The 23,349-nt window shown below is 72.7% G+C and carries 14 protein-coding genes, 4 tRNA genes and 1 other RNA gene; 9 read left to right on the top strand and 10 right to left on the bottom strand.

Annotation, left to right across the window (positions count from 1 at the left end):
- Positions 1-130 precede the first annotated feature (130 nt).
- Both IE252_RS26300 and IE252_RS26295 read right to left on the bottom strand, forming a co-directional pair.
- Entirely contained in the window at positions 131-6,205 is a 6,075-nt protein-coding gene (locus IE252_RS26300; protein ID WP_190091949.1) for a DUF5979 domain-containing protein, read from the bottom strand.
- Between the two features lie 270 nt (positions 6,206-6,475).
- Positions 6,476-6,563 (bottom strand) — tRNA-Ser (locus IE252_RS26295).
- Between the two features lie 71 nt (positions 6,564-6,634).
- Here IE252_RS26295 and ffs point away from each other — a divergent pair.
- The 6 genes from ffs to IE252_RS26265 all read left to right on the top strand — a co-directional run bounded on the left by ffs (position 6,635) and on the right by IE252_RS26265 (position 15,188).
- An RNA gene (gene ffs, locus IE252_RS26290) (signal recognition particle sRNA small type) lies at positions 6,635-6,733 on the top strand.
- Positions 6,734-6,879: 146 nt separating this feature from the next.
- Positions 6,880-9,123, top strand: a complete 2,244-nt coding sequence (locus IE252_RS26285) for a DNA polymerase III subunit gamma and tau (protein ID WP_190091948.1) — start codon at positions 6,880-6,882, stop codon at positions 9,121-9,123.
- Between the two features lie 61 nt (positions 9,124-9,184).
- Entirely contained in the window at positions 9,185-10,441 is a 1,257-nt protein-coding gene (purD, locus tag IE252_RS26280) for a phosphoribosylamine--glycine ligase (RefSeq protein WP_190091947.1), read from the top strand.
- Positions 10,442-10,752: 311 nt separating this feature from the next.
- Positions 10,753-12,399, top strand: coding sequence for a hypothetical protein (locus IE252_RS26275; protein ID WP_190091946.1), 1,647 nt, complete (start codon positions 10,753-10,755; stop codon positions 12,397-12,399).
- A gap of 328 nt (positions 12,400-12,727) precedes the next feature.
- Positions 12,728-14,191: a N,N-dimethylformamidase beta subunit family domain-containing protein gene (locus tag IE252_RS26270; RefSeq protein WP_190091945.1), complete on the top strand. Its 1,464-nt coding sequence runs from the start codon at positions 12,728-12,730 to the stop codon at positions 14,189-14,191.
- A gap of 85 nt (positions 14,192-14,276) precedes the next feature.
- Positions 14,277-15,188 carry a phosphoribosylaminoimidazolesuccinocarboxamide synthase gene (locus IE252_RS26265; protein WP_190091944.1) on the top strand — a complete coding sequence of 304 codons (912 nt, stop codon included), beginning with the start codon at positions 14,277-14,279 and terminating at the stop codon, positions 15,186-15,188.
- Positions 15,189-15,237: 49 nt separating this feature from the next.
- Here the strand turns inward: IE252_RS26265 and IE252_RS26260 are convergent.
- The 8 genes from IE252_RS26260 to IE252_RS26225 form a co-directional block, all read right to left on the bottom strand.
- A tRNA-Gly gene (locus IE252_RS26260) sits at positions 15,238-15,310 on the bottom strand.
- A 22-nt stretch (positions 15,311-15,332) separates the two neighbouring features.
- Positions 15,333-15,968, bottom strand: a complete 636-nt coding sequence (locus IE252_RS26255; RefSeq protein WP_190091943.1) for a response regulator transcription factor — start codon at positions 15,966-15,968, stop codon at positions 15,333-15,335.
- On the bottom strand, positions 15,965-17,146 hold the full coding sequence (locus tag IE252_RS26250) for a sensor histidine kinase (RefSeq protein ID WP_190091942.1): 1,182 nt from the start codon (positions 17,144-17,146) through the stop codon (positions 15,965-15,967). Before IE252_RS26250 ends, IE252_RS26255 begins: the two co-directional genes overlap by 4 nt.
- A gap of 86 nt (positions 17,147-17,232) precedes the next feature.
- On the bottom strand, positions 17,233-18,018 hold the full coding sequence (locus tag IE252_RS26245) for an ABC transporter permease (RefSeq protein WP_190091941.1): 786 nt from the start codon (positions 18,016-18,018) through the stop codon (positions 17,233-17,235).
- Entirely contained in the window at positions 18,015-18,938 is a 924-nt protein-coding gene (locus tag IE252_RS26240; protein ID WP_190091940.1) for an ABC transporter ATP-binding protein, read from the bottom strand. Before IE252_RS26240 ends, IE252_RS26245 begins: the two co-directional genes overlap by 4 nt.
- A 130-nt stretch (positions 18,939-19,068) precedes the next feature.
- Positions 19,069-19,141 (bottom strand) — tRNA-Gly (locus IE252_RS26235).
- 79 nt (positions 19,142-19,220) lie between these two features.
- Positions 19,221-19,292, bottom strand: a tRNA-Gly gene (locus tag IE252_RS26230).
- Between the two features lie 136 nt (positions 19,293-19,428).
- Complete coding sequence (locus IE252_RS26225; RefSeq protein ID WP_190091939.1) at positions 19,429-19,746, bottom strand: histone-like nucleoid-structuring protein Lsr2; 318 nt, start codon at positions 19,744-19,746, stop codon at positions 19,429-19,431.
- Between the two features lie 331 nt (positions 19,747-20,077).
- Between IE252_RS26225 and purS the strand changes: the two genes are divergently transcribed.
- Genes purS through purL form a run of 3 tightly spaced genes read left to right on the top strand, consistent with a single transcriptional unit; the run spans position 20,078 to position 23,255 of the window.
- A complete protein-coding gene (gene purS / locus IE252_RS26220) occupies positions 20,078-20,329 on the top strand; it encodes a phosphoribosylformylglycinamidine synthase subunit PurS (protein ID WP_067162360.1) in 252 nt (83 codons plus the stop codon).
- Positions 20,326-21,006 (top strand): phosphoribosylformylglycinamidine synthase subunit PurQ, encoded by a 681-nt coding sequence (gene purQ / locus IE252_RS26215; RefSeq protein ID WP_190091938.1) that lies wholly within the window; start codon positions 20,326-20,328, stop codon positions 21,004-21,006. The genes purS and purQ overlap by 4 nt, the downstream gene beginning before the upstream one ends.
- Entirely contained in the window at positions 21,006-23,255 is a 2,250-nt protein-coding gene (gene purL / locus IE252_RS26210) for a phosphoribosylformylglycinamidine synthase subunit PurL (protein ID WP_190091937.1), read from the top strand. The genes purQ and purL overlap by 1 nt, the downstream gene beginning before the upstream one ends.
- Positions 23,256-23,349 lie beyond the last annotated feature (94 nt).

Raw genomic sequence — 23,349 nt, 5'->3', positions numbered from 1 at the left:
TCGGATCCGCTCGTTCTTCACCATCCGCCCGTGCCACGCCGACCGGTTCGGGCAACGCCAGAGCCCTCTCCGGCCGGTCACCTCGTGACCGGCCGGAGAGGGCTCTGCGCGTCGAAGGCGACCGTGGGCCTTATCTGTGCGCCCCCCTCGACCGCCTAGACCTCAGCCCCAGCGCGCCCAACCCCACCGCCAGCGCCACCGCCCCGGCCGCCGGGATCAGCAGCCACAGGACGTCGCCCGCGCCCGTGGGTGGGAGTTCCGGGTCGGTGGGGGAGGGGCTCGGGGTCGGGGACGGGGGTGTGTCGCCGTAGTCGTTGGTGTAGGTCACCGTCGACGAGCCGGTGGCGCGGACCGTGCCGTCCGCCTCGCCGTCGCTGTCGGCCACCGTCACCTTGGCCCCGGCCGGCGCGTCCGTCTCCTTGACCGTGCAGGTCGCGCCCTTGAGCACGGTGATCTTCCGGCTGGCGCCCGCCGCCAGCTTGAACTCGCGGTCCGCTTCCGGCAGTTCGAGCGGCGCGCCCCGCACCTCGCAGGCGACGGTGAAGGTGAACGGGCCCTTGCCCGTACCCGCCGTGCCCACCACCCGCTTGGCCACGGTCAGTTCGGCCGCGTCGAAGGTGTTGGTCGCCGTGATCGTGACGGCGTCGTCCTCGCCGCCGCTGATCACCACCGCCCGGTCGGGCTCCCCGTGGTCGACGGACGACGAGGTCGCGCCGCCGGTGTCGGCCTCCTCGGCCCAGCACCGCGCGCCCTTCGGCAGCGGGAAGCCTAGGTCGTCGACGGTCCGCTCGCCCGAGCCGGTGATCTCGTACCGGCGCCGGTCCACGACCGTCGTGGCCTGCCCCTTGGCCGTCTCGACCGTGCAGGTCAGCACCAGGGCGTACGTGCGGTCCGCACCGAACCCGGACGCCGAACCCGCCACCTTCTTGGCCAGCTTCAGCGTGCCGGTGTCGTACGTGTTCCGGGCCGTGATCGTGATGTGCGGGCGCTCCTTGGTGACGATCGCCGCCGTGGCGTGGCTGCCGTGGTCGACGGTCGTCGAGGTGGCGCCGCCGTCGGCCGTCTCCTCGGCCCAGCAGCGGGCGCCCAGCGGCAGCGGGGTGTCGATGTCCAGGGTCTGCCCGGCGGCGAGCGCGTACCGCTTGCGGATCACGAAGGCGACCAGCGGGTCGCCGCCCGCGTTCTCGCCCTCCCGTACACAGGTGACGCGGAAGGCGAACTCCTTGGCGTACGGGGCGTCGTCCGGCACCCCCACCACCTGCTTGACCAGCGAGAGGCGGCCGGTCGAGAAGGTGTTGGCGACGTCCACCGCCACCGCGGCCGGGGCCCCCATGGCGATGGTCACCGGGCCCACCGGCGCCGGGACCGCGTCCGCGCCCGCCGGGTCGACCTCGGTCACCGTGCACTCCGCGCCGACCGGCAGGTCGTCGATCACCGCGGTCAGCTGCGGCGCCTTCACCGTGGCCGTGCGGATCACCGCGTCTCGGCGGCCGTTGAACGTACAGGCCACCCGGAAGCGGAAGGTGCGGTCGGCGAACTGGGCGCCCGTGCCCTGGATCCGCTTGACGATCTTCAGCGTGCCCGTCTCGAACGCGTTGGCGACCGTGAGCCCGGCGGTCTCGTCCGGGACGGATCCGATGACGGCCACCTTGGGGTCGCTCGACCCGGTGGCGGTGACGACGACCGAGGTCGCGCCCCCGGCGCCCGGCTCGGTGGCGGTGCAGCGCGCGCCCCGGGGCAGGTTGTCCACGGACCGCTCGCCGCCGCCGTCGAACCGCAGGTCCTTGGGGAAGCCGGTGAGCCGCTCGCCGTTGAAGGAGCAGTCGACCCGGACCGTGAACGGCCCCTTGCCCACCTCGGCGGCCGCGGGCCCGGTCACCGCCTTGCGGACCTTGAGCGAGGCGTTGGTGTACGTGTTGGTGATGGTGATGTGCTGCCCCTCCTGGTCGGGGGTCGCCGGGGTGATGGTGACCTCCGAGGCGTTCGCCTCGCCCAGGCTGGAGCTGTGCGCGCCCGCCGAGTCGGTCTCCCACACCTTGCAGCGGGCCCCGGCCGGGACCCCGATCAGCGCCATCGGTGTGTAGAGCGTGACCTCGAAGGTGCCGTCCCGCACTGTCACCGGCCGCCCGCCGGTGGGCGTCACCGTGCAGCGGTACGCGAGGGTGTACGGGCCGAGCGATACCCCGTCCGGCGGGTTCTCGGCGACCTTGTCGACGCGCAGGTTGCCGAACCGCATCCCGACGCCGACCTTGGGCGGCTCGGTCGTCGGCAGCACCTCCGGCTGGCCGCCCCGCAGCACGGTCTCGGAGTGCGCGAAGGAGTTCCAGGCGATCGCCGGGTCGCCCGGCCGGTCCAGGTCGGCCGGCGACGCCATCGGCATCCGTACGAACACCTCGCCGCCCGGCGCGAGCGGCTGCGGGAAGCCGATCCGCAGCTCGGCGCCGCTCGCCTCCGCCGTGTACGCCGCGCCCCACGCGGCGTGCGCGCAGTCCCGCCGGGGCGTGGCGATCAGGTCGGAGCAGGGGTTGGCGACGGTCGCGTACCGGGTGGCGAGATTGCCGGTGCCGATCAGCGTTGGCGGTCCGGCGAGCCGGGGGCGGGGGTTCCACTCGGTGCCGCGCTGCTGGTTGCCGAGCAGCACCCCGGTGTCGCCCTCGTACGGGAAGATGTCGAGCAGCCGGATCTCCGTGGTCGGGTCGGTCCCGGAGTTGACCGCCCGGATCAGATAGTCGAAGTGCTCGCCGGGCTGGACCAGCGCGGTGCAGGGGAACTGTGTGTAGGTGCGGTCGCCCTGCTTGAGCACCGGGCAGCCGGGGGAGTCCAGCGGTACGTACTGCCTGGTCACCGTGTTGTAGAAGGCCAGCTCCGCGTTGCCCGCCACCCACTTGGTGGCCTCGAAGGCGGTGCCCGCGAGCGTGGTGATCTCGGCGCGCGAGGTGCAGTAGCGGCCCTTGCCGTACGCCTGACCGTCCACCACCTGCCCGTCGCGCGGCGAGTTGATCAGGCAGGTGAGGTCCTGGCGGTCCTCGGAGCCGGCGCCGAACTCGTTCTGCGCGACGGAGTCGCCGGGCACGCCCGGGGCGAGCTTCACCTGGAACGTGATCTTGATTTCGGCGCCGGGCAGCATCGTCCAGGACGGCCAGCGCCAGCGCAGCGCGGTCACCCGGCCGTCGGGGCCGCGCCCCGGCTCGTACACCGGGTCGGGCGGTGGGGGAGTCCCGGCCGGGACCGTGTACGTGACCTTGAACGGCAGCCCGCGGTCACCGGCGTACGCCTCGTCGAAGCGCAGCAGCTCGGGAACGGGGTCGGCGACGACGAGCCCCGGGACCGGGCCCGTGCCGGTGTTGCGGACGGTCAGCGTGAACGGGGCGGTCTCGCCGGGGCCGATGCGCGAGTCCGGGGTCTTGGAGACGTCCAGCTGGGCGCTGCCCTCCTGGACCTTGAGCGTGGCCTCGCTCTCCCCGAACTCGAAGAGCCCGCCCGATGGTTGGAGCGGCGATTCCCCGGCCGCGCTCGCGGTGTCGCTCAGCAGCTCGGGGATCTCGGTCGCCGGGGCCGAGCGCAGGAACTGGCGGGCGGCAACCTTGAAGCAGACGGTGACCGGGCAGGCGCCGGGCTGGCGGGCCGGGCCCGGGGGCAGGACGTAGCCGCCGGTCGAGCTGGTGAAGGTCCAGCGCAGACCGCGCACGTCGGCCGCGTCCACCCCGGCGGGCAGCCCGGGCGTGCTCGATCCCGTGGGGGCGCCGTCGACGAAGACCGGCGGGTTGGCGGCGCACCCGGTGGTGCAGGCGTCGACCCGCACCCGGTCGGCGCCCGGCGGGAAGGTGACCCCACTCAGGCGCACGAAGTCCACGGCGTCGAAGAAGTCCGCGTCGACGTCGGTGAGCACGAGCCGCTTGAGGTTGACGTTGCCGGTGTTCTCGGCGCGGATGCGCACGTCCGGCTCCTGGCGGCGCACCCCCGGCAGGGTGCGGGCCACGGTGGAGGGGGCGATGGTCTTCTGCACCGAACCGGCGGCGCTCGCGGGCTTGGTGGTGCTCTCCTCGGCTGTGCAGTAGCCGCCGCCCACCGGCTTGCCGTCGGAGGTGATCTGCGCGCAGTTGCGGAAGGACACGCCGTCCGCGACGCCGTCGCGCCGCACCACCTCGACGTCGACGATGATCCGGCCGTTCTGCGGCGGCAGCCCGCCCTCGGCGAGCCGGGCGCGCACCCCCTTGGCGCGGCCTAGCAGCGCGGTGTCGGACTCCTTGTACGCGACCCACGCCCTGGCCGTCGGGTCGTACACCTCAAGCAGCACCGGCAGCCCGGACGGATAGCGGTAGCGCACCGAGAGCCTGGTCAGGCGTACGACGTCGAAGGGGTTGCCCGCGGCGGTCGGGTCGGCCGGGTCGGTGATCGCGGGCTTCACCATCTCGGTGGTGCCCGCGTTGCCCAGGTCGAGGGTGAAGGTCACCGGGGTGCCCGGCGGCAGCTCGTTCTGGTCGACGGTCTTGGAGCCGCGGATGTCGGTGCGCGGGTTCTGCGGGCGCAGCGCCTCGCAGGCGGTCCCGGCCCCCGCGCCCGCCCCGTCGACCGGGTTGGTGGCGGCGACGTCCGCGCAGTTGGCGACCCCGTCCCGGGCGTCCTCCTCGGTCGCCTTCTTGTTCAGGATCCCGTGCAGCGAGAGCCTGCCCTGGGCGTTGGTGGCGATGGTGCCGCTGCCCTTGGCGTCGGTGCCCCGGAAGGTGACCGAGACCTGCCGGGGCGGGCTGGCGGACGGGCAGCCGGTGGCGGGCAGGTCGTGCCGTACGGGCGGCTGGCTGAGCTGCACCGGCGCCGGTGTGGAGCCGTCGCGGCAGACCACGGTGACGGTCGCCGAGGTCGCCCCGGCCGGGAACTCCACCCGCAGCTTGGCCGCGTCGAACTTGTCGAACTCGCTGACCGCCGTCGTCGACGGCTCGGTGATGGTGAGCGTGGCGACCGGGAACGACGAGGTGTTGCGGGCGCCGAGCACCATCGAGACGGGCGGATCGGCGCCGATGACGGCGGTGCCGTCGGCCACGAAGTTCCCGTCGGTGTCGGAGAAGTAGCTCTTGGACCCCTGGACGGTCGCGATGTTCGGCAGGATGTCGAAGGACGCGCACGCCTGCGGCCCGGTGACCGCGCCGGAGACGGTGTCCCGGGCGGTCGTGGTGGCGCAGTTGTCGACCCGCTGCCGGGTGGTCGGGGCCAGCGGCTCACCCGTGGAGCGCACGGTGTCACGCAGCTTGAGCCGCAGCCCGACGGAGCCGCCGGTCGCGTCGTACGGAAGCTTCGCGCCCGAGGCGGCGGTGAACTCGAACCGCACGCCGGTGATCTTCGAGGGATCGACGCCGCTGGGCAGGGAAACGGCGGGCCCGGGCCCGAGGGGCCCGGCTACCAACTCCCCCTCCTGGCAAGGCGATCCGACCACGGGCTTGGTGCACACGAGAACCCGCACCCGGTCGGCTCCGGCCGGGAAGCGGTCCACCGGCCCGACCCCGATCACGTCGAAGTCGTCGAAGACGGCCGGGGTGGTGTCGGTGACGGCGAGCCGGGTGACCTCGGCGGAGGTGGAGGACCCGTTGCGTACGCCGAGGGTGATCAGCGACTCCTCACCGGACTGCGCGACCGCCGAGCCGTCCGCCCACTTCTTGGTGGTGGCCGGCCGCACCTCGCGCGGGATGCGCACGGTCACGTCGACGCTGCTGGACGCCCTGGCCGCGTTGTCGGCGTCGATGGTCGCGGAGTTGGGGACGGTGGCCCCGTCCGCGAGCGTCGTCTCGACGGGCACCCGCATCCCGATGACGATGTTGCGGTTCACCCCGGCGGGCAGCCCGGTGGCCCCGGCCGGATTGGTGAGCGACTCGGTGAAGCGAATGGTGAGCCTGCGCGTGCCCGCGTCGTACGCCACCACTCGCCCGTCCGTGCTCTTCGGCAGCGAGGTGATCTCGAACGCGGTGGGCAGCACGTCCTCGATCACCGCGTTCACGCACGAGGTGGTGAGCGAGGAGCACGACGCGGTGAGGCTGTACGTGAACACACCCCCGGGCTCCAGCGGCATGGTCGCCCCGGTGACCTTCTTGACGATGCCGACATCGGCGTCGTCCGCGCGCACCGAGCCGGGGGTGAGGGCCCCGAGACTGCCCACCACCGCTGAGACGACCACGGCCAAGGACAGGCCAACCCGAACAAATCGCTGCCGCACGCCCGCTCCTCAGACACACCGGGGGAGATCCGGGCGCCAGAATCACATCGCGGGTGAGCGGATTTGCACTTTAATGAGAAAAAGATTACGAGTCGTCACTGATTGGGTGAATAGTGTTACTGGGCTGATCGCAGGGAGGGCCCGACGGCGCCGATCCAGGGGATCCACGCCCTGCCCGACCCGATCTGTGAGTCCGGGGCGGCTCCCGAGAACGGCGAAGGGCCCCACCGCAAGCGGTGGGGCCCTTCGACTTCGTGCCCGGTGAGGCACTGGCGGAGGATACGAGATTCGAACTCGTGAGGGGTTGCCCCCAACACGCTTTCCAAGCGTGCGCCCTAGGCCACTAGGCGAATCCTCCGCCGCAAACAATACAAGACGCTGAGGGGTGCTCGCGAACTCGTTCCCCGGTCGGGGATCGGGTACCCTGTGCGGAGCCCCTCACGTGGCGCTATCTGACTGAACTCCCCCAGGGCCGGAAGGCAGCAAGGGTAGGTCGGCTCTGGCGGGTGCGTGGGGGGCGCTTGCGTTTGCGGAGCCCCCGGGGGACGGGCTCCGGTCGGCCCAGTGGGTGGTGGGCCCGCGTGTGGCGGCCACCGGTGCGCACAGCACCCCGAAGACCCCCGCGTACCGCGACGCGGGCTCGGTTGTCAGTCCGCCCCGATAACCTCGTAGGTGTGTCGTCCCTTGCGCTGTACCGCCGCTACCGCCCGGAGTCCTTCGCCGAGGTCATCGGGCAGGAGCATGTCACCGACCCGCTGCAGCAGGCGCTGCGGAACAACCGGGTCAATCACGCGTACCTGTTCAGTGGGCCGCGTGGATGTGGCAAGACCACCAGCGCGCGGATCCTCGCGCGGTGCCTGAACTGTGAGCAGGGGCCCACGCCCACCCCGTGCGGCGAGTGCCAGTCCTGTCGGGACCTGGCGCGGAACGGGCCGGGCTCCATCGACGTCATCGAGATCGACGCCGCGTCGCACGGTGGTGTGGACGACGCCCGTGAGCTGCGCGAGAAGGCCTTCTTCGGGCCCGCCAGCAGCCGGTACAAGATCTACATCATCGACGAGGCCCACATGGTCACCTCGGCGGGGTTCAACGCCCTGCTGAAGGTCGTCGAGGAGCCGCCGGAGCATCTGAAGTTCATCTTCGCCACCACCGAGCCCGAGAAGGTCATCGGGACGATCCGGTCGCGGACCCACCACTACCCCTTCCGGCTCGTTCCGCCCGGCACCCTTCGGGAGTACCTGGGCGAGGTATGCGGGCGCGAGGGCATCCCCGTCGAGGACGGCGTGCTGCCGCTCGTCGTGCGCGCCGGGGCCGGGTCCGTGCGTGACTCGATGTCCGTGATGGATCAGCTCCTCGCCGGCGCCGCCGCCGACGGTGTGACGTACGCCATGGCGACTTCCCTCCTCGGCTACACGGACGGGTCGCTGCTCGACTCCGTGGTGGACGCGTTCGCCTCCGGTGACGGGGCCGCCGCCTTCGAGGTCGTCGACCGGGTGATCGAGGGAGGCAACGATCCGCGTCGGTTCGTCGCCGACCTGCTGGAGCGGCTGCGGGACCTCGTCATCCTCGCCGCTGTCCCGGACGCGGGCGAGAAGGGGCTCATCGACGCGCCCGTCGACGTCGTCGAGCGCATGCAGGCCCAGGCCTCCGTGTTCGGCGCCGCCGAGCTCAGCCGGGCCGCCGACCTCGTCAACACCGGGCTGACCGAGATGCGGGGCGCCACCTCGCCCCGGCTCCAGCTGGAGCTGATCTGCGCGCGCGTGCTGCTGCCCGCGGCGTACGACGACGAGCGCTCGGTCCAGGCCCGGCTCGACCGGCTGGAGCGCGGCGCGCACTTCCAGCCGGGCGCGGGCACCGGACCCGCGATGGGGTACGTGCCGGGGGCCGAGGCCCATCCGCCGATGCCCCCCGTGCCCGCCGGACACGGCCCCGAGGCCGCCCGGGCCGCCGCGCGCGGTGCCGCCCCGGCCGCGCCCCAGGCGCCCGCCCCGGCCGCCCCCGCCCCCGTGCAGCAGCCGCCGGTCCAGGCCCCGCCCGCGCCCGCTCCCGAGCCCGTCCCGCAGGCCCCCGCCCCGGGCGCCTGGCCCGGCGCGGCCGCGCCCGGAAGCGGTCAGGGCGCTGGTCAGGGCGGTGGCGCCCAGCGGCCCGGCGCCTGGCCCGGTGCCGCGACCCCCGCCCCCGCGACCCCCGCCCCCACCTCCGGCGGCGCCGGAGCCTGGCCCTCCGCCTCCAGCCCCGGCCAGCCCGCGCAGCCCCCGGCCCCGGCCTCCGAGCCGGCCCCGGCCGCCGCCCCCGCCGCCAACCCCGGCAGTGCCGTCCACGTACGGAACATGTGGCCGGACATCCTGGAGGCCGTGAAGAACAAGCGGCGCTTCACCTGGATCCTGCTGAGTCAGAACGCGCAGGTGGCCGGATTCGACGGCACCACCCTCCAGCTCGGGTTCATCAACGCCGGCGCCCGCGACAACTTCGCCAGCAGCGGCAGCGAGGAAGTCCTGCGCGGCGTGCTCGGCGAGCGCTTCGGGGTGCAGTGGAAGGTCGAGGCGATCATCGACCCGTCCGGCGGCTCCCAGCCCCCGGCCGCCGCGGGCAACTTCGGCGGCGGAGGATCGGGCAACCCCGGCTCCGGCGGCTACCAGGCCCAGGGCGGAGGCGGCTTCGCCCCCTCCCGCCCGCAGCCCCCGGCCCCGCCCGCCGCCGCGGCCCCGGCCGCCCCCGCTCCCGTACAGCAGCCGCCGCAGGCCTCCGCGCCCGCGCGGCAGGCGCCTCCCATGGCGCAGGAGCCGCCGCCGGTGCGCCCGGAGGACGACGTTCCGGAGGACGACGACCCGGACCTCGTGGACAACGCGCTCTCCGGCCACGACCTCATCGTCCGCGAGCTCGGTGCGACGGTGGTGGAGGAATATACGAACGAGTAGCGGTACGGGGTTCGGTGACCCGTACGAGGGAGAATCCGCCACTCCGGCTAGGCTGGCTGCCGTGAAGGTCCTTGTCATCGGCGGCGGCGCCCGCGAGCACGCCCTGTGCCGTTCCCTGTCCCTCGACCCCGACGTGACGGCGCTGCACTGCGCCCCCGGCAACGCCGGGATCGCGGAGGTCGCCGAGCTCCACCCCGTGGACCAGCTGGACGGCGAGGCGGTCGCCCGTCTCGCGGTCTCGCTCCACAGCGACCTGGTCGTCGTCGGACCCGAGGCGCCGCTGGTCGCCGGGGTCGCCGACGCCGTACGGGCCGCGGGCATCCCCTGCTTCGGCCCCTCGGGCGAGGCGGCGCGGCTGGAAGGCTCCAAGGCCTTCGCCAAGGACGTGATGGCGGGGGCGAACGTGCCGACCGCCCGCTCCTACGTCTGCACCACCCCGGCCGAGATCGACGAGGCACTGGACGCGTTCGGCGCGCCGTACGTCGTCAAGGACGACGGTCTCGCGGCCGGCAAGGGCGTCGTCGTCACCGAGGACGTCGAGGCGGCCCGCGCGCACGCGCTGGCCTGCGACCGGGTCGTCATCGAGGAGTTCCTCGACGGCCCCGAGGTCTCGCTCTTCGCGATCACGGACGGCGTGACCGTGCTGCCGCTGCAGCCCGCGCAGGACTTCAAGCGCGCGCTCGACGGCGACGAGGGCCCCAACACCGGTGGCATGGGCGCGTATTCGCCGCTGCCGTGGGCCGACCCCAAGCTCGTCGACGAGGTCATGGCGAGCGTGCTCCAGCCGACGGTCGACGAACTGCGGCGCCGCGGCACGCCGTTCTCCGGGCTGCTGTACGCGGGCCTCGCGATCACCTCGCGCGGTGTGCGGGTCATCGAGTTCAACGCGCGCTTCGGCGACCCCGAGACGCAGGTCGTGCTCGCCCGGCTGAAGACGCCGCTGGCGGGGGTGCTGCTGCACTCGGCCAACGGGACGCTGGACGCCCAGCCGCCGCTGGCCTGGCGCGACGACGCGGCGGTCACGGTCGTCGTGGCGTCGCACAACTACCCCGGTACGCCGCGGACGGGCGACCCGATCGGCGGGCTCGACGAGGTCGCGGCTCTGGACGCGCCGCACGCGTACGTGTTGCACGCGGGGACGCGGCGGGACGGGGACGCGGTGGTCAGCGCGGGCGGGCGGGTTCTTTCGGTCACCGCGACGGGGGCGGACTTGGCGGCTGCGCGGGAGCGGGCGTATGCGGCGGTCGGTCGCATCCGGCTGGATGGCGGGCAGCACCGGACGGATATTGCGCTTCGGGCGGCGGGTACGGAGGCCTGACGGCGGGCGCGTCCTAGTGCCTGATGTGCCCCTGGTCCGGGGCGCGGCCCTTTGCCGGGGCTGCGCCCCGGACCCCTTTTTGTCGTGGGGCCGTGCAGCCCAGCCCGAAACCATGCCCCTTGTAACCCCACCCCCCCAGCCATTCCATCGAGTGACGGGTGGGCCATCCGGATGACGGGTGGCGGGGGCGCAACTAGGGTGCGGCGGGAGCGGTCCGGCACTTGGGTCACCGGCATTGCGATGTCAGTGGGGGGTGCCACAGTGGGGGAGTGAGCAACGCCGACGCAGGGCAGAGGGGGTGACGTCCGGCCGTGTCCGGTTCCGGGATGGGTGGTGAGGCGGGCGCGCGGTCGGCGCGCTCGCGGGCGCTGGCCGTGCTGCGGGTGCGCAGCCGGGCGCTGGCCTTCGCGCTGCTGCCGGCCGCCGTCGCCGTCGTGCTGCTCGTCGCGGACGTGCAGGGCCGGATCGACGGCAGCGGCTGGGACGCGGCCCGCTGGGCGGTGACGGGCGCGGCGGCCGTGGTGCTGCTGGCCGCCGCCGCGGTGACGGCCGTGATCGTGCGGGCGAGACCCGCGCTGTCTCCGACGGTCGAGCTGGCCGAGTCCTCGGCGCCGGATCTGTACCGGCTGGTGAGGGACCTCGCCGACCGGCTCGACGTGCCCGCGCCCTCCGCCATAGCGCTCACGCCGGACTGCGACAGCTGGCTGGAGGACCGTACGCATCCGGCCCATTCCGTACGGGCGCGGCTCGGGCAGGGGCCGTCGGGCATACCGGGCGTGCGGCGCCGCACCGACGCCGCGCCCGTCCTCGTCATCGGGTCGCCGTTCCTGTGGTGGATGCGGGTCGGTGAGCTGCGGGCCATCCTGGCGCCCGTGGTGGCCGGCACCGGGCCGTCCGCGCAGCCCGACATAGCCTCGGCCCGCCGTTTCGTACGGGGCCTGGACGCGGCGGTCGCCGTGACCAGCGGGCCCGGTGCGGGCCGGGGCGCGCGGCTGGTGCTCGGCTTCGTCGGGCCGGTCGCGCGGCTGCTGCTGCGCGGCTGCCGGGCGCACGCCGCCGAGATGGAGCGGGGGGTCGCGGCCGCGGCCTCCGAGCGGGCCCAGACCGTGGACTACGGGCTGCGGATCGTCGCCCAGGAGCAGGTCGGGCTGGCGTACGCGGGCTGGGACCGGCTGCTCACCCGGGTGGCGCTGCCCGCCTGGCGGATGGGGCGCTGGCCGTCCCGGCTGGACGCCGGGGTGGTCTCGGCCCTGACCGAGCTGTCGCGGCGGGACCGGCTGGCCGAGGGGTTCGCTTCCCGGTTGGGCGAGCGGCCCGCGTGCGATCTGCTCGAAGAGCCCGGGGCGGCCGACGAGGCGGCCTCGCTGCTCGCCGCCCGGCTGTTCCACGGCGGTCCGGCCGAGCCCGGGCCCGACTGGTCGCCAGTGGACTGGCAGCACTACCCGGAGGAGGTCGTCGACCGGAAGTGGCGGGCGGAGGCGGCCCGGCTGCACCGGGTGCTCGACGGGATGGGGACGCGGCCGGGTGCGGAGCCCGTCGAGGCCGCCGCCCCGACGCTCGCGCGGGTCCTCGACCACCTCGCCGGGCAGGACGGGGAGGTGCTGGCCGCGGCCATCGCGGCGGCCGTGGCCGTCGAGGCGGCGGCGGGTCCGCCGCTGCCGTCGGCGGACGTGTGGGGCGACTCCGTCCCGCTCTTCCCGCTCCAGCCGCCGCGGACGGGGCGCGAGCTGCTGGCCGACCACGTCACGGCGATGGTGTGCTGCGCGGCGGTCGACACGGCGGGGGCGGCGCCGGGGCTGGACTGGCTGGACGGTCCCTCGCTCCTCGTGGACGGGGAGCGGAAGGGGGATCTGGGGGCGCGGGTGCGGGAGCTGTTGGAGGAGGGGGATGTGGAGCCGCTGCGGCGGTGGCTGGTGGGGGTGGGTGTGCGGGCGGAGAAACCCGTCCGCCTGGTCTGACCCTCCGGGGCTGCGCCCCCGGCCCCCTTTGCGGGGCCTGCGGCCCCTGCACCCCGCTGCGTTCGTCTGCGGATCGTCCCCAACTGGTCGCGCAGTTCCCCGCGCCCCTAGATGGCTCGGCTTCGCCATCGCCGCCACCCGTACCCCCTTAGGGGCGCGGGGAACTGCGTGACCAGCCACAGACAACCCGCACCCGCCCCCCAACCGGACCCTCCCATTCCGCATCCCGCCAATTCGCGACGAACAGTGACGGAGTGCGTGCGTTATGTGATGTGCTGGAGACCGACCGCTGACCGGCGGCGTCGGGGGAGTGAGGGAGGGGAGTGGTATGGGGGCGGAGCAGATCCGGCGGTGGGAGTCGGGGGCGCTCGCGCACGCCGTCTCCGATCCTTTCGGGCAGGGGCCCCTGCCCTGGCTGCGCGGCGGTGAGCACTACTTCGACGACACCGGGCACGTCGTGCCCTGGTACGTCGAGCCCGCCCGCCCCGGCACCGGCAGCGCGCCCGGACCCCGTACCGCCGACGACGTACGGAAGCAGATCAAGGGGTTCGCCTCCACCGGCGCCGTCGCGCCCGGCGAGGCGATCGACTTCCACATCACGGTCGATCCGCCGCAGCAGTTTTCGGTCGATATCTATCGCATCGGGCACTACGGCGGGGACGGCGCCAACCACGTCGCCACCAGCCCCCGGCTCGCCGGGATCGTGCAGCCCGCGCCGCTCACCGCCAACCGGACCGTCTCCTGCCACCACTGGTGGCTCTCCTGGCGCTACCAGGTCCCGACGTACGCCTCGATCGGCGCGTACGTGGCCGTGCTCACCACCGCCGACGGGTACCGGTCGCACATCCCGTTCACCGTCCGCGACAGCCATCCGGCCGATCTGCTGCTCCTGCTCCCCGACATCACCTGGCAGGCCTACAACCTCTTCCCGGAGGACGGCCACACCGGCGCCTCGCTCTACCACGCGTGGGACGGGGACGGACGGCTGCTGGGCGAGGAGGACGCCGCCATCACCGTCTCCTTCGACCGGCCGTACGCGGGAGCCGGACTGCCCCTGCACGTGGGGCACGCGTACGACTTCATCCGGTGGGCCGAGCGGTACGGATACGACCTGGCGTACGCCGACACCCGCGATCTGCACGCCGGGCGCATCGACCCCACCCGCTACCGGGGGCTCGTCTTCCCCGGCCACGACGAGTACTGGTCGGCGCCCATGCGCCGCACCGTCGAGCTCGCCCGGGAGGGCGGCACCTCGCTGGTGTTCCTCTCAGCCAACGCGCTGTACTGGCAGGTCGAGCTCGCGCCCTCGCCCTCCGGTGTCCCCGACCGGCTGCTGACCTGCCGCAAGCGCCGCGGCCCCGGACGGCCCGCGCTGTGGCGCGAAGTCGCCCGGCCGGAGCAGCAGTTGCTGGGGATCCAGTACGCGGGGCGGGTGCCCGAGCCGTCCCCGCTGGTCGTGCGGAACGCCGGGCACTGGCTCTGGGAGGCCACCGGCGCGGGCGAGGGCGACGAGATCGACGGGCTCGTGGCGGGCGAGGCCGACCGGTACTTCCCGCGCACCGCGCTCCCCGAGCACCAGGACCGCATCCTGCTCGCCCACTCGCCGTACCGCGACGGCGAAGGGGCCGTCCGGCACCAGGAGACCTCCCTCTACCGGGCTCCTTCCGGCGCGCTCGTCTTCGCCTCCGGCACCTTCGCCTGGTCCCCGGCGCTCGACCGGCCCGGCCACACCGACCCCCGCATCCAGCGCGCCACGGCCAACCTCCTGGACCGGATCTGCAAACGCGATTAGCAACCGTGACCGGCCCCCGTCACCGGGTACTCGTCGCGTGCGAGAGAATCGGAAGCGCTCCTGGATCAATCTACGCGGAGGAACCGTGTCCGGATTTGTAGAAAAGCCCGAGCCGATTCAGGTCCCGGGCCTCACCCACCTCCACACGGGCAAGGTCCGCGACCTCTACCAGAACGAGGCCGGCGACCTGGTGATGGTCGCCAGCGACCGGATGTCCGCGTACGACTGGGTGCTGCCGACCGAGATCCCCGACAAGGGCCGGGTGCTCACCCAGCTCTCGCTGTGGTGGTTCGACCGGCTGGCCGACCTCGTCCCCCACCACGTGCTCTCCACCGAGCTCCCCGAGGGCGCCCCCGCCGACTGGGCCGGGCGCACGCTCGTCTGCAAGTCGCTGCGGATGGTCCCGGTCGAGTGCGTGGCGCGCGGCTACCTCACCGGCTCGGGCCTGGTCGAGTACGACGAGTCCCGTACGGTCTGCGGCCTCGCGCTGCCCGAGGGGCTGAGCAACGGCTCCGAGCTGCCCGCGCCGATCTTCACGCCCGCCACCAAGGCCGCCGTCGGCGACCACGACGAGAACGTCAGTTACGAGGAGGTCGCCCGCCAGGTCGGCGCGGAGACCGCCGCGCTGCTGCGCCAGACGACCCTCGCCGTCTACGGCCGGGCCCGTGACATCGCCCGCGACCGGGGCATCGTCCTCGCGGACACCAAGTTCGAGTTCGGCTTCGAGACCGTCGACGGCGAGGAGCGGCTTGTCCTGGCCGACGAGGTCCTCACCCCCGACTCCTCGCGCTTCTGGCCCGCCGAGACCTGGGAGCCCGGCCGCGCCCAGCCGTCGTACGACAAGCAGTTCGTGCGCGACTGGCTGACGTCCGCCGCCTCCGGCTGGGACCGGCACGGCGAGCTGCCGCCGCCCCCGCTGCCGCAGGAGGTGGTGGACGCCACCCGCGCCAAGTACGTGGAGGCGTACGAGCAGCTGACCGGCACCAGCTGGAGCTGAGCACACGAAGAAGCCCCCGGTCGGAGATCCGACCGGGGGCTTCACACTGAGCGGACGACGAGATTCGAACTCGCGACCCTCACCTTGGCAAGGTGATGCTCTACCAACTGAGCCACGTCCGCATGCGCCGTAGCGCGCAGCTAACTATACCCAACCCCGGCGGCGGGCGAGACGCACCGCCGTGTGACGGTTCTCGGCACCGAGCTTCGAGGCGGCCGAGGAGAGGTAGTTCCGGACCGTTCCCGGCGAGAGTCCGGCGCGCTCCGCGATCTCCGCGACGGGCGCCCCGTCCGCCGCCAGCTCCAGCACCTGCGCCTCGCGGGCGGTCAGCGGGGAGTCCCCGGCGGAGATCGCGTCGGCCGCCAACTCCGGGTCCACATAGCGGTTTCCCGCGTGCACGGACCGGATGATCTCGGCGAGCTTCCGGGCGCTCACCGTCTTCGGTACGAAGCCGCGCACCCCGGCCGCGAGCGCCCGCTTGAGGTGGCCGGGCCGCCCGTGGCTCGTCACGATCATGGTGCGGCAGCCGGGCAGTTCGGCCCGCAGGGATGTGGCGACACTCACACCGTCCGCCCCCGGCATCTCCAGGTCCAGGACGGCCACATCGGGCCGGTGCGCCCGGGCCATCGCGAGCGCCTCGGGTCCGGACGCGGCCTCCGCGACCACGGTCAGATCGTCTTCGAGACCGAGCAGCGCGGCGAGCGCGCCCCGGATCAGATGCTCGTCGTCGGCGAGCAGGACGCGCAGGGGCGCCGGGGCCGCTCCGTCGGGCGTGGTCATACGGTCAGCTCCTCGCCCAGTTCCGCCGCGCTGTGCAGCGGCACGGTCACCGTCAGCAGGAAGCGCTCGCCGGTGCGGGCCGCCTCCAGCGTGCCGCCCATCGGGGCGAGCCGTTCGCGCAGCCCGGCCAGGCCCGAGCCGGGGGCGCTGGGGGCGCGGTCGGGGACGCCGTCGTTCTCCACGACCAGGGTGACGGCCGGGCCGTCGGCCGCGATCCGGATCGCGCACCTGCGCGCGTTGCCGTGCCGCAGCACATTGGTGGTGGCCTCGCGCACCACCCAGCCCAGCGCCGACTGGACCCCGGCGGGCAGCCCGGCCGCGGCTCCGGTGACCGCGCAGTCGATCCCGGCGGCCTCCAACACGCCCCGGGCGCCGTCGAGTTCGACGGCCAGGTCCGCCTCGCGGTATCCGCGCACCACTTCCCGTACCTCTCGTTGCGACTCCTGCGCGATGCGCTGGACCTCGATCATCTGGGCCACCGCCTCGGGCCGGCCGCGCTCGGCCAGCTGCACGGCGAGCTCGCTCTTGAGGGCGATCACCGCGAGGTTGCGGCCCAGCACGTCGTGCATGTCCCGCCCGAAGCGCAGCCGTTCCTCGGCGACGGCGAGCCGCGCCTGGACGTCCTTGGCCTCCTCGGCCTGCCACATGTTCCGCAGCCCCCAGGCGCCCGGCCGGACCGTGACCAGCATCAGGGCGCCCGCGGCCACCACCATCGGCAGTGGCACGACCAGCTGCATGCCCCGCACCCCGGCGGCCGCGAAGAAGGCGACGACCAGGGCCGCGTACCCCAGGCAGTGCAGCAGGAAGGTGCGGGCCGGGACGAGCAGGGCGTACGGGATCATCAGCGCGATCGGCAGGTCGGTCAGGAGCAGCGGGAAGACGCTGCGCGTGTCCAGGGCGGTGAGGGCGGCGAGCAGCGCGGTGCCGGCGCCGAGCAGGACGACCGGGGCCACCAGGAGGCGGCGGGAGAAGGTGCCGTGGCCGAGGTAGTCGTCGTAGGCCAGGTCGATGCGGCGGGTGCCGAGGACGCACTGCGCGATGTTCAGCACCAGTACCGCCACGCCGAGGGCGGAGACCAGGGCGCTGCGGGGGCCCGCCGCGAGCAGCGGGAGGACGCCCCAGGTCAGCATGAAGAACCAGAGCATCGCCTTCATGGTGTTGCGCGTGTACAGGTCCATCTTCTGGATCCTGCTGCGCGCCTGCCAGCGCCGTCGCCAGCCGCCGATCCGGCGTATCCGACCGAGCACCCCGTCATCCCCCTGTGTCAGCGCCGTGGTTCCCAGCGGAACCACTTGCGTACAGCAAACACGCCGAGCAGCGTCCAGGCCACCGCCGTACCGAGGTGGCCGAGCAGTTCGCCGGTGTCGAGCGCGCCGGTCCAGCCGCCCCTGATCAGGGCGATCGCCGGGGAGAGCGGCAGCAGTTCGCAGACCGACGCCATCATGTCGGGCATGACGTCCAGCGGAACGACCATGCCGGAGCCCACCATCGACAACAGCAGCATCGGCATCACCGAGATCTGCGCGCCCTCGGCGGAGCGGGTGAACGCGGCGGTCGCCGCCGCGAGGACGCACATCAGCGCCGCGCCGAGCAGCAGCCCGGCGACCGCCAGCCACACCGCGCGGGGCGCGGCCATGTCCAGCACGACGGTGCACCCCGCCGCGAGCAGCACGCACTGCACGAACGCCAGCGCCACCGCCGGGAGCGCGGCCCCGGCGAGGATCTCGCGGTCCCGCAGCTCGCCGGTGCGCAGCCGCTTCAGGACGAGCTCCTCACGGCGTACGACGAAGACGCCGACCAGGGCCGAGTAGACGGCGAAGAGCAGGACGTAGCCGAGCGAGCCGGGCAGCAGGACCGTGCCGACGGTCAGCCCGCTCTCCTCCAGGTCCATGCCGCCGACGGCCGAGCTCATGGAGAAGGTGAGCATCGCGGGCAGCACCAGCGCGGTGAACATCGCGGCCTTGTTGCGGCCGAGCAGGGTGAGTTCGGCGCGGGCCAGCGCCTTCATCCGCGAGGCGGGGGTGCCGGCGGCGGCCGTGGTGGTGCTCATCGGGTGGACTCCTGTTCCCGGGCGATGTGCAGGAAGGCCTCTTCGAGGGACGCGGCCCGGATGTCGAGGCCGCGCAGCTCGACGCGGCCGTCCCGGGCCCACAGCAGCAGCTCGGTGGCGGCGTGCTGGAGCGCGGTGGTCTTCAGCCGTACGGTCCGGCCCTCGGTCTCGTGGCTGGTGACCCCGAGCGGGCCGAGCGGCGGGAGGTCGCCCAGGTGGTAGCCCTCGGGCAGGTCGAAAGAGAGGTGCGAGGGCTGGGCGGCGACCACCTCGTCCACGCGCCCGGCGGCGGCGATGCGCCCCTCGTGGAGGATCGCGAGCCGCTCGGCGAGCGCCTCGGCCTCCTCCAGGTAGTGGGTGGTCAGCAGCACGGTGGTGCCCGCGTCCCGCAGTTCGCGGACCAGCTCCCAGGTGGTGTGGCGGCCCTCGGCGTCCAGGCCGGTGGTCGGCTCGTCGAGGAAGAGCACCTCGGGCCGGGCGAGCAGGGCGAGCGCGAGGTCGAGCCGCCGCTTCTCGCCGCCGGACAGCTGCTTGACGCGGACGTCCGCGCGCCGGGCCAGCCCGACGAGCTCCAGCGCCTCGCCGACGGGCCGGGCGCCACTGGTGCATCCCGCCCACATCCGTACGGTTTCGGCCACCGTCAGCTCGGACGGGAAGCCGCCCTCCTGGAGCATGACCCCGGTGCGGGGGCGCACGGCGGCGCGTTCGGTGTACGGGTCGTGGCCGAGCACCCGCACCGATCCGGCGCTCGGCGGGGCGAGGCCTTCGAGCAGCTCGACGGTGGACGTCTTGCCGGCGCCGTTGGTGCCGAGCAGCGCGAAGAGCTCGCCGCGCGCCACGGAGAAGGAGATTCCACGAACGGCCTCGAAGCCCCCGGCGTAGGTGCGCCGCAGCTCCTCGACCTCGATCACATCTGGCATGCGTCCAGCGTTCCGCGGGACGGGGGCCGGGGGCAGTGCGCGGTGTCATCGCTCGGCATGACAAATGTCAGCGGGAGCGGCGGGGATACGAAGAAGCCCCCGACCTGGAGGTCGGGGGCTTCTTTCACTGAGCGGACGACGAGATTCGAACTCGCGACCCTCACCTTGGCAAGGTGATGCTCTACCAACTGAGCCACGTCCGCATTGCTGCCGCTCGGCTCTCACCTGCGGTTGCGAACACCACTGTACCTGATCCACAAGAGTGGTTGGTAAGCGATGCAGAGCGGGTGACAGGAATTGCACACTGCGCCTTCCCCCTGGAAGGGGGATGTTCTGCTACTGAACTACACCCGCACGCTGCTGGGGACTCGGCCTTTCGGCCTCGCCCCTCGGCGTGCTCCAGACTCTAGCTGATCACCCCGGGTGCAATGCAACTCGGTTGCCGGGGCCGCCAGTCCGGGGCCCCGGCCCCGCTCCTCGTGCGGCGCCCTCAGACCGCGGCGCCGAAGGCCTCGTAGACCTTCTTGGGGATGCGGCCCCGGGAGGGCACCTCCATCTGGTTCGACCGGGCCCAGGCGCGGACCGCCGCCGGATCGGGGGCGACGGCCGTGTGCCGGAACGTCTTCCCGGACTTCGACTGCTTGCGGCCCGCCTCGACGTACGGGGCGAGGGCCTTGCGCAGTTTCTTTGCATTGGCGGGATTGAGATCGATCTCGTAGGCCTTCCCGTCCAGGCCGAACGTGACGGTTTCCGCCGCTTCTCCGCCGTCCAGATCGTCGGAGAGCGTGACCACTACGCGCTGAGCCACGGATATCGGTTCCTTCCTACGGTCCGCCGTTCCCACGTGTCTGACGTGCGGCGATCCCGGCCTTCCGGCGGTTTTGGAGCAATGCTGTTTCGCACGGGTTTCCCCTGAGAAACCTTTGTACAGCGGCAGGCATTGCATTGTGAAGCCCAGCCAATTGCATCCGCGTGTCCGATCGCAATGTGCGTGGACCGTTTTTCCCGGGATTTTTCCCACGTGTTGTCGCGGCCGAAACCGGAACGTGATCGGACGCCTCCGATATCTACTCGCGTAGATTTTCCGGCCGGGTACTCTGAGGGAACCGCCTTCGCACCACACCACCACGGGAGTGCCAGTGGCACGCGTCGTAGTCGACGTCATGCTCAAGCCGGAGATCCTCGACCCGCAGGGACAGGCGGTGCAGCGTGCACTGCCCCGTCTCGGCTTCGAGGGGATCGCGGACGTCCGCCAGGGGAAGCGTTTCGAGCTGGATGTGGAAGGGCCCCTCGACGAGGCCGCCCTCGCCCGCATCCACGAGATGGCCGAAACGTTCCTCGCCAACACCGTCATCGAGGACTTCACCGTGAAGGTCGAGGAGTCCAAGTGACTGCTCGCATCGGTGTCGTCACCTTCCCCGGGACGCTCGACGACCGCGACAGCCTGCGGGCCGTGCGGATCGCGGGTGCCGAGCCGGTGTCGCTGTGGCACCGCGACAAGGACCTCAAGCAGGTCGACGCGGTCGTCCTGGCCGGCGGCTTCTCCTACGGCGACTATCTGCGGGCCGGAGCCATCTCCCGCTTCTCGCCGGTGATGGAGACGGTCATCGACCAGGCGAAGGCGGGGATGCCGGTCCTCGGCATCTGCAACGGCTTCCAGGTCCTGACCGAGTCGCACCTGCTGCCGGGCGCCATGCTCCGCAACAACCACCTGCACTTCATCTGCCGCGAGCAGAAGCTGCGGGTGGAGAACGCGGAGACCGCCTGGACGGCCGACTACACGGCCGGGCAGGAGATCAGCATCCCGCTCAAGAACATGGACGGCCGGTACGTGGCCGACGAGCGCACGCTCGACGAGCTGGAGGCCGAGGGCCGCGTGGCCTTCCGCTACCTGGACTTCAATCCGAACGGCTCGCTGCGCGACATCGCCGGCATCACCAACGCCGCCGGGAACGTCGTCGGCCTGATGCCGCACCCGGAGCACGCCGTGGAGCCGCTGATCGGCACCGGCGGCACCGACGGCCTCGGTTTCTTCACCTCGATCCTCAAGAAGCTGGTCAACGCCTGATGAGCCTCGACACCGTCAAGCACGCCACCGGGACGCCCGACGTCGAGCAGCCCTGGAAGGAGCTCGGCCTCAAGGAGGACGAGTACGCCCGGATCCGCGAGATCCTGGGCCGCCGCCCCACCGGCGCCGAGCTCGCCATGTACTCCGTGATGTGGTCGGAGCACTGCTCGTACAAGAGCAGCAAGGTCCATCTGCGCCAGTTCGGCGAGAAGGTCCCCGAGAACGACGCGATGCTCGTCGGCATCGGCGAGAACGCGGGCGTCGTCGACGTCGGCCAGGGCTACGCGGTCACGTTCAAGGTGGAGTCCCACAACCACCCCTCGTACATCGAGCCCTACCAGGGCGCGGCCACCGGTGTCGGCGGCATCGTCCGCGACATCCTGGCGATGGGCGCCCGCCCGGTCGCGGTCGTCGACCCGCTGCGCTTCGGTGCGGCCGAGCACCCCGACACCAAGCGCGTCCTGCCGGGCGTGGTCGCGGGCATCGGCGGCTACGGCAACTGCCTCGGCCTGCCGAACATCGGCGGCGAGGTCGTCTTCGACGAGTGCTACCAGGGCAACCCGCTGGTCAACGCCGGGTGCATCGGCGTGATGAAGCACGAGGACATCCACCTCGCGAAGGCGTCCGGCCCCGGCAACAAGGTGATCCTGTACGGCGCCCGCACGGGCGGCGACGGCATCGGCGGTGTGTCGGTCCTGGCCTCGGAGACGTTCGAGTCGACCGGCCCGGCCAAGCGCCCGGCGGTCCAGGTCGGTGACCCCTTCCAGGAGAAGCTCCTCATCGAGTGCACCCTGGAGATCTTCAAGGAGAAGCTGGTCGCGGGCATCCAGGACCTGGGCGGCGCGGGCCTGTCCTGCGCCACCTCGGAGCTGGCCTCGGCCGGTTCCGGCGGTATGCGGGTGGACCTGGAGACGGTCCCGCTGCGCGACGCGACGCTCTCGCCCGAGGAGATCCTCATGAGCGAGTCGCAGGAGCGGATGTGCGCGGTCGTCGAGCCGCAGTACGTCGAGCGCTTCATGGAGATCTGCGAGAAGTGGGACGTCATCGCCACGGTCATCGGTGAGGTGACGGACGGCGAGCGCCTGGAGATCTTCTGGCACGGCGAGCAGATCGTGGACGTACCGCCGCGGACCGTGGCCCACGAGGGCCCGGTGTACGAGCGTCCGTACGCGCGCCCCTCCTGGCAGGACGCCCTCCAGGCGGACGACGCGGGCAAGCTGCCGCGGCCGTCGACGCCTCAGGAACTGCGCGCGCAGGTCCTGAAGCTGGTCGGCTCCCCCAACCAGGCCTCCAAGTCCTGGATCACGGACCAGTACGACCGGTTCGTGCAGGGCAACACGGTGCTGGCGCAGCCCGAGGACGCGGGCATGGTCCGCATCGACGAGGAGTCGAACCTCGGTGTCGCGATGGCGACGGACGGCAACGGCCGGTACGCGAAGCTCGACCCGTACGCGGGTGCGCAGCTCGCGCTCGCCGAGGCCTACCGGAACGTGGCCGCGTCGGGTGCGAAGCCCCTCGCGATCTCCGACTGCCTCAACTTCGGTTCGCCCGAGGACCCGGACGTGATGTGGCAGTTCGCGGAGGCCACGCGCGGCCTGGCGGACGGCTGCCTCCAGCTCGGTACGCCGGTGACCGGCGGCAACGTCTCGCTCTACAACCAGACCGGGGACACCGCCATCCACCCGACGCCGGTGGTCGCGGTCCTGGGTGTGATCGACGACGTCACGCGGCGTACGCCGATCGCGTTCGCGCAGGAGGGGCAGCTGCTGTACCTTCTGGGCGATACGCGGGAGGAGTTCGGCGGGTCGGCGTGGTCCCAGGTGATCCACGACCACCTGGGCGGTCTGCCGCCGCGGGTGGATCTGGACCGGGAGAAGCTGCTGGGCGAGATCCTGATCTCCGCTTCGCGTGACGGCATGATCGATGCGGCGCACGATCTGTCCGACGGTGGGTTGGTGCAGGCCGTGGTCGAGTCCTGCCTGCGCGGTGGGCGTGGGGCGCGTCTGGTCGTCCCCGATGGCCTGTCGGCCTTCACGTTCCTCTTCAGCGAGTCGGCCGGCCGTGCGGTGGTTGCGGTGCCGCGCAGCGAGGAGCTCCGGTTCACTGACATGTGCGGGGCGCGGGGCCTTCCGGCGACGCGGATCGGCGTGATCGACGGTGAGTCGGTGGAGCTCCAGGGCGAGTTCAGCGTGCCGCTGGCCGAGCTGCGTCAGGTGCACGAGGCGACGATCCCGTCGCTGCTGGCGTGAGTTGACCCCACCCCGCCCCTTCCCGAAAGCCCACTGGCGGGCGGCCGGGTGGGGGGCGGGGTTCGTCGTCTGCGACCCGGTGGCGGGTTGCTCG

The organism is Streptomyces melanogenes (assembly GCF_014649795.1).
Classification (GTDB): Bacteria; Actinomycetota; Actinomycetes; order Streptomycetales; family Streptomycetaceae; genus Streptomyces; species Streptomyces noboritoensis.
The sequence above is the reverse complement of the archived record's forward strand: the minus strand, read 5'-3'. Positions and strand labels throughout refer to the sequence as shown.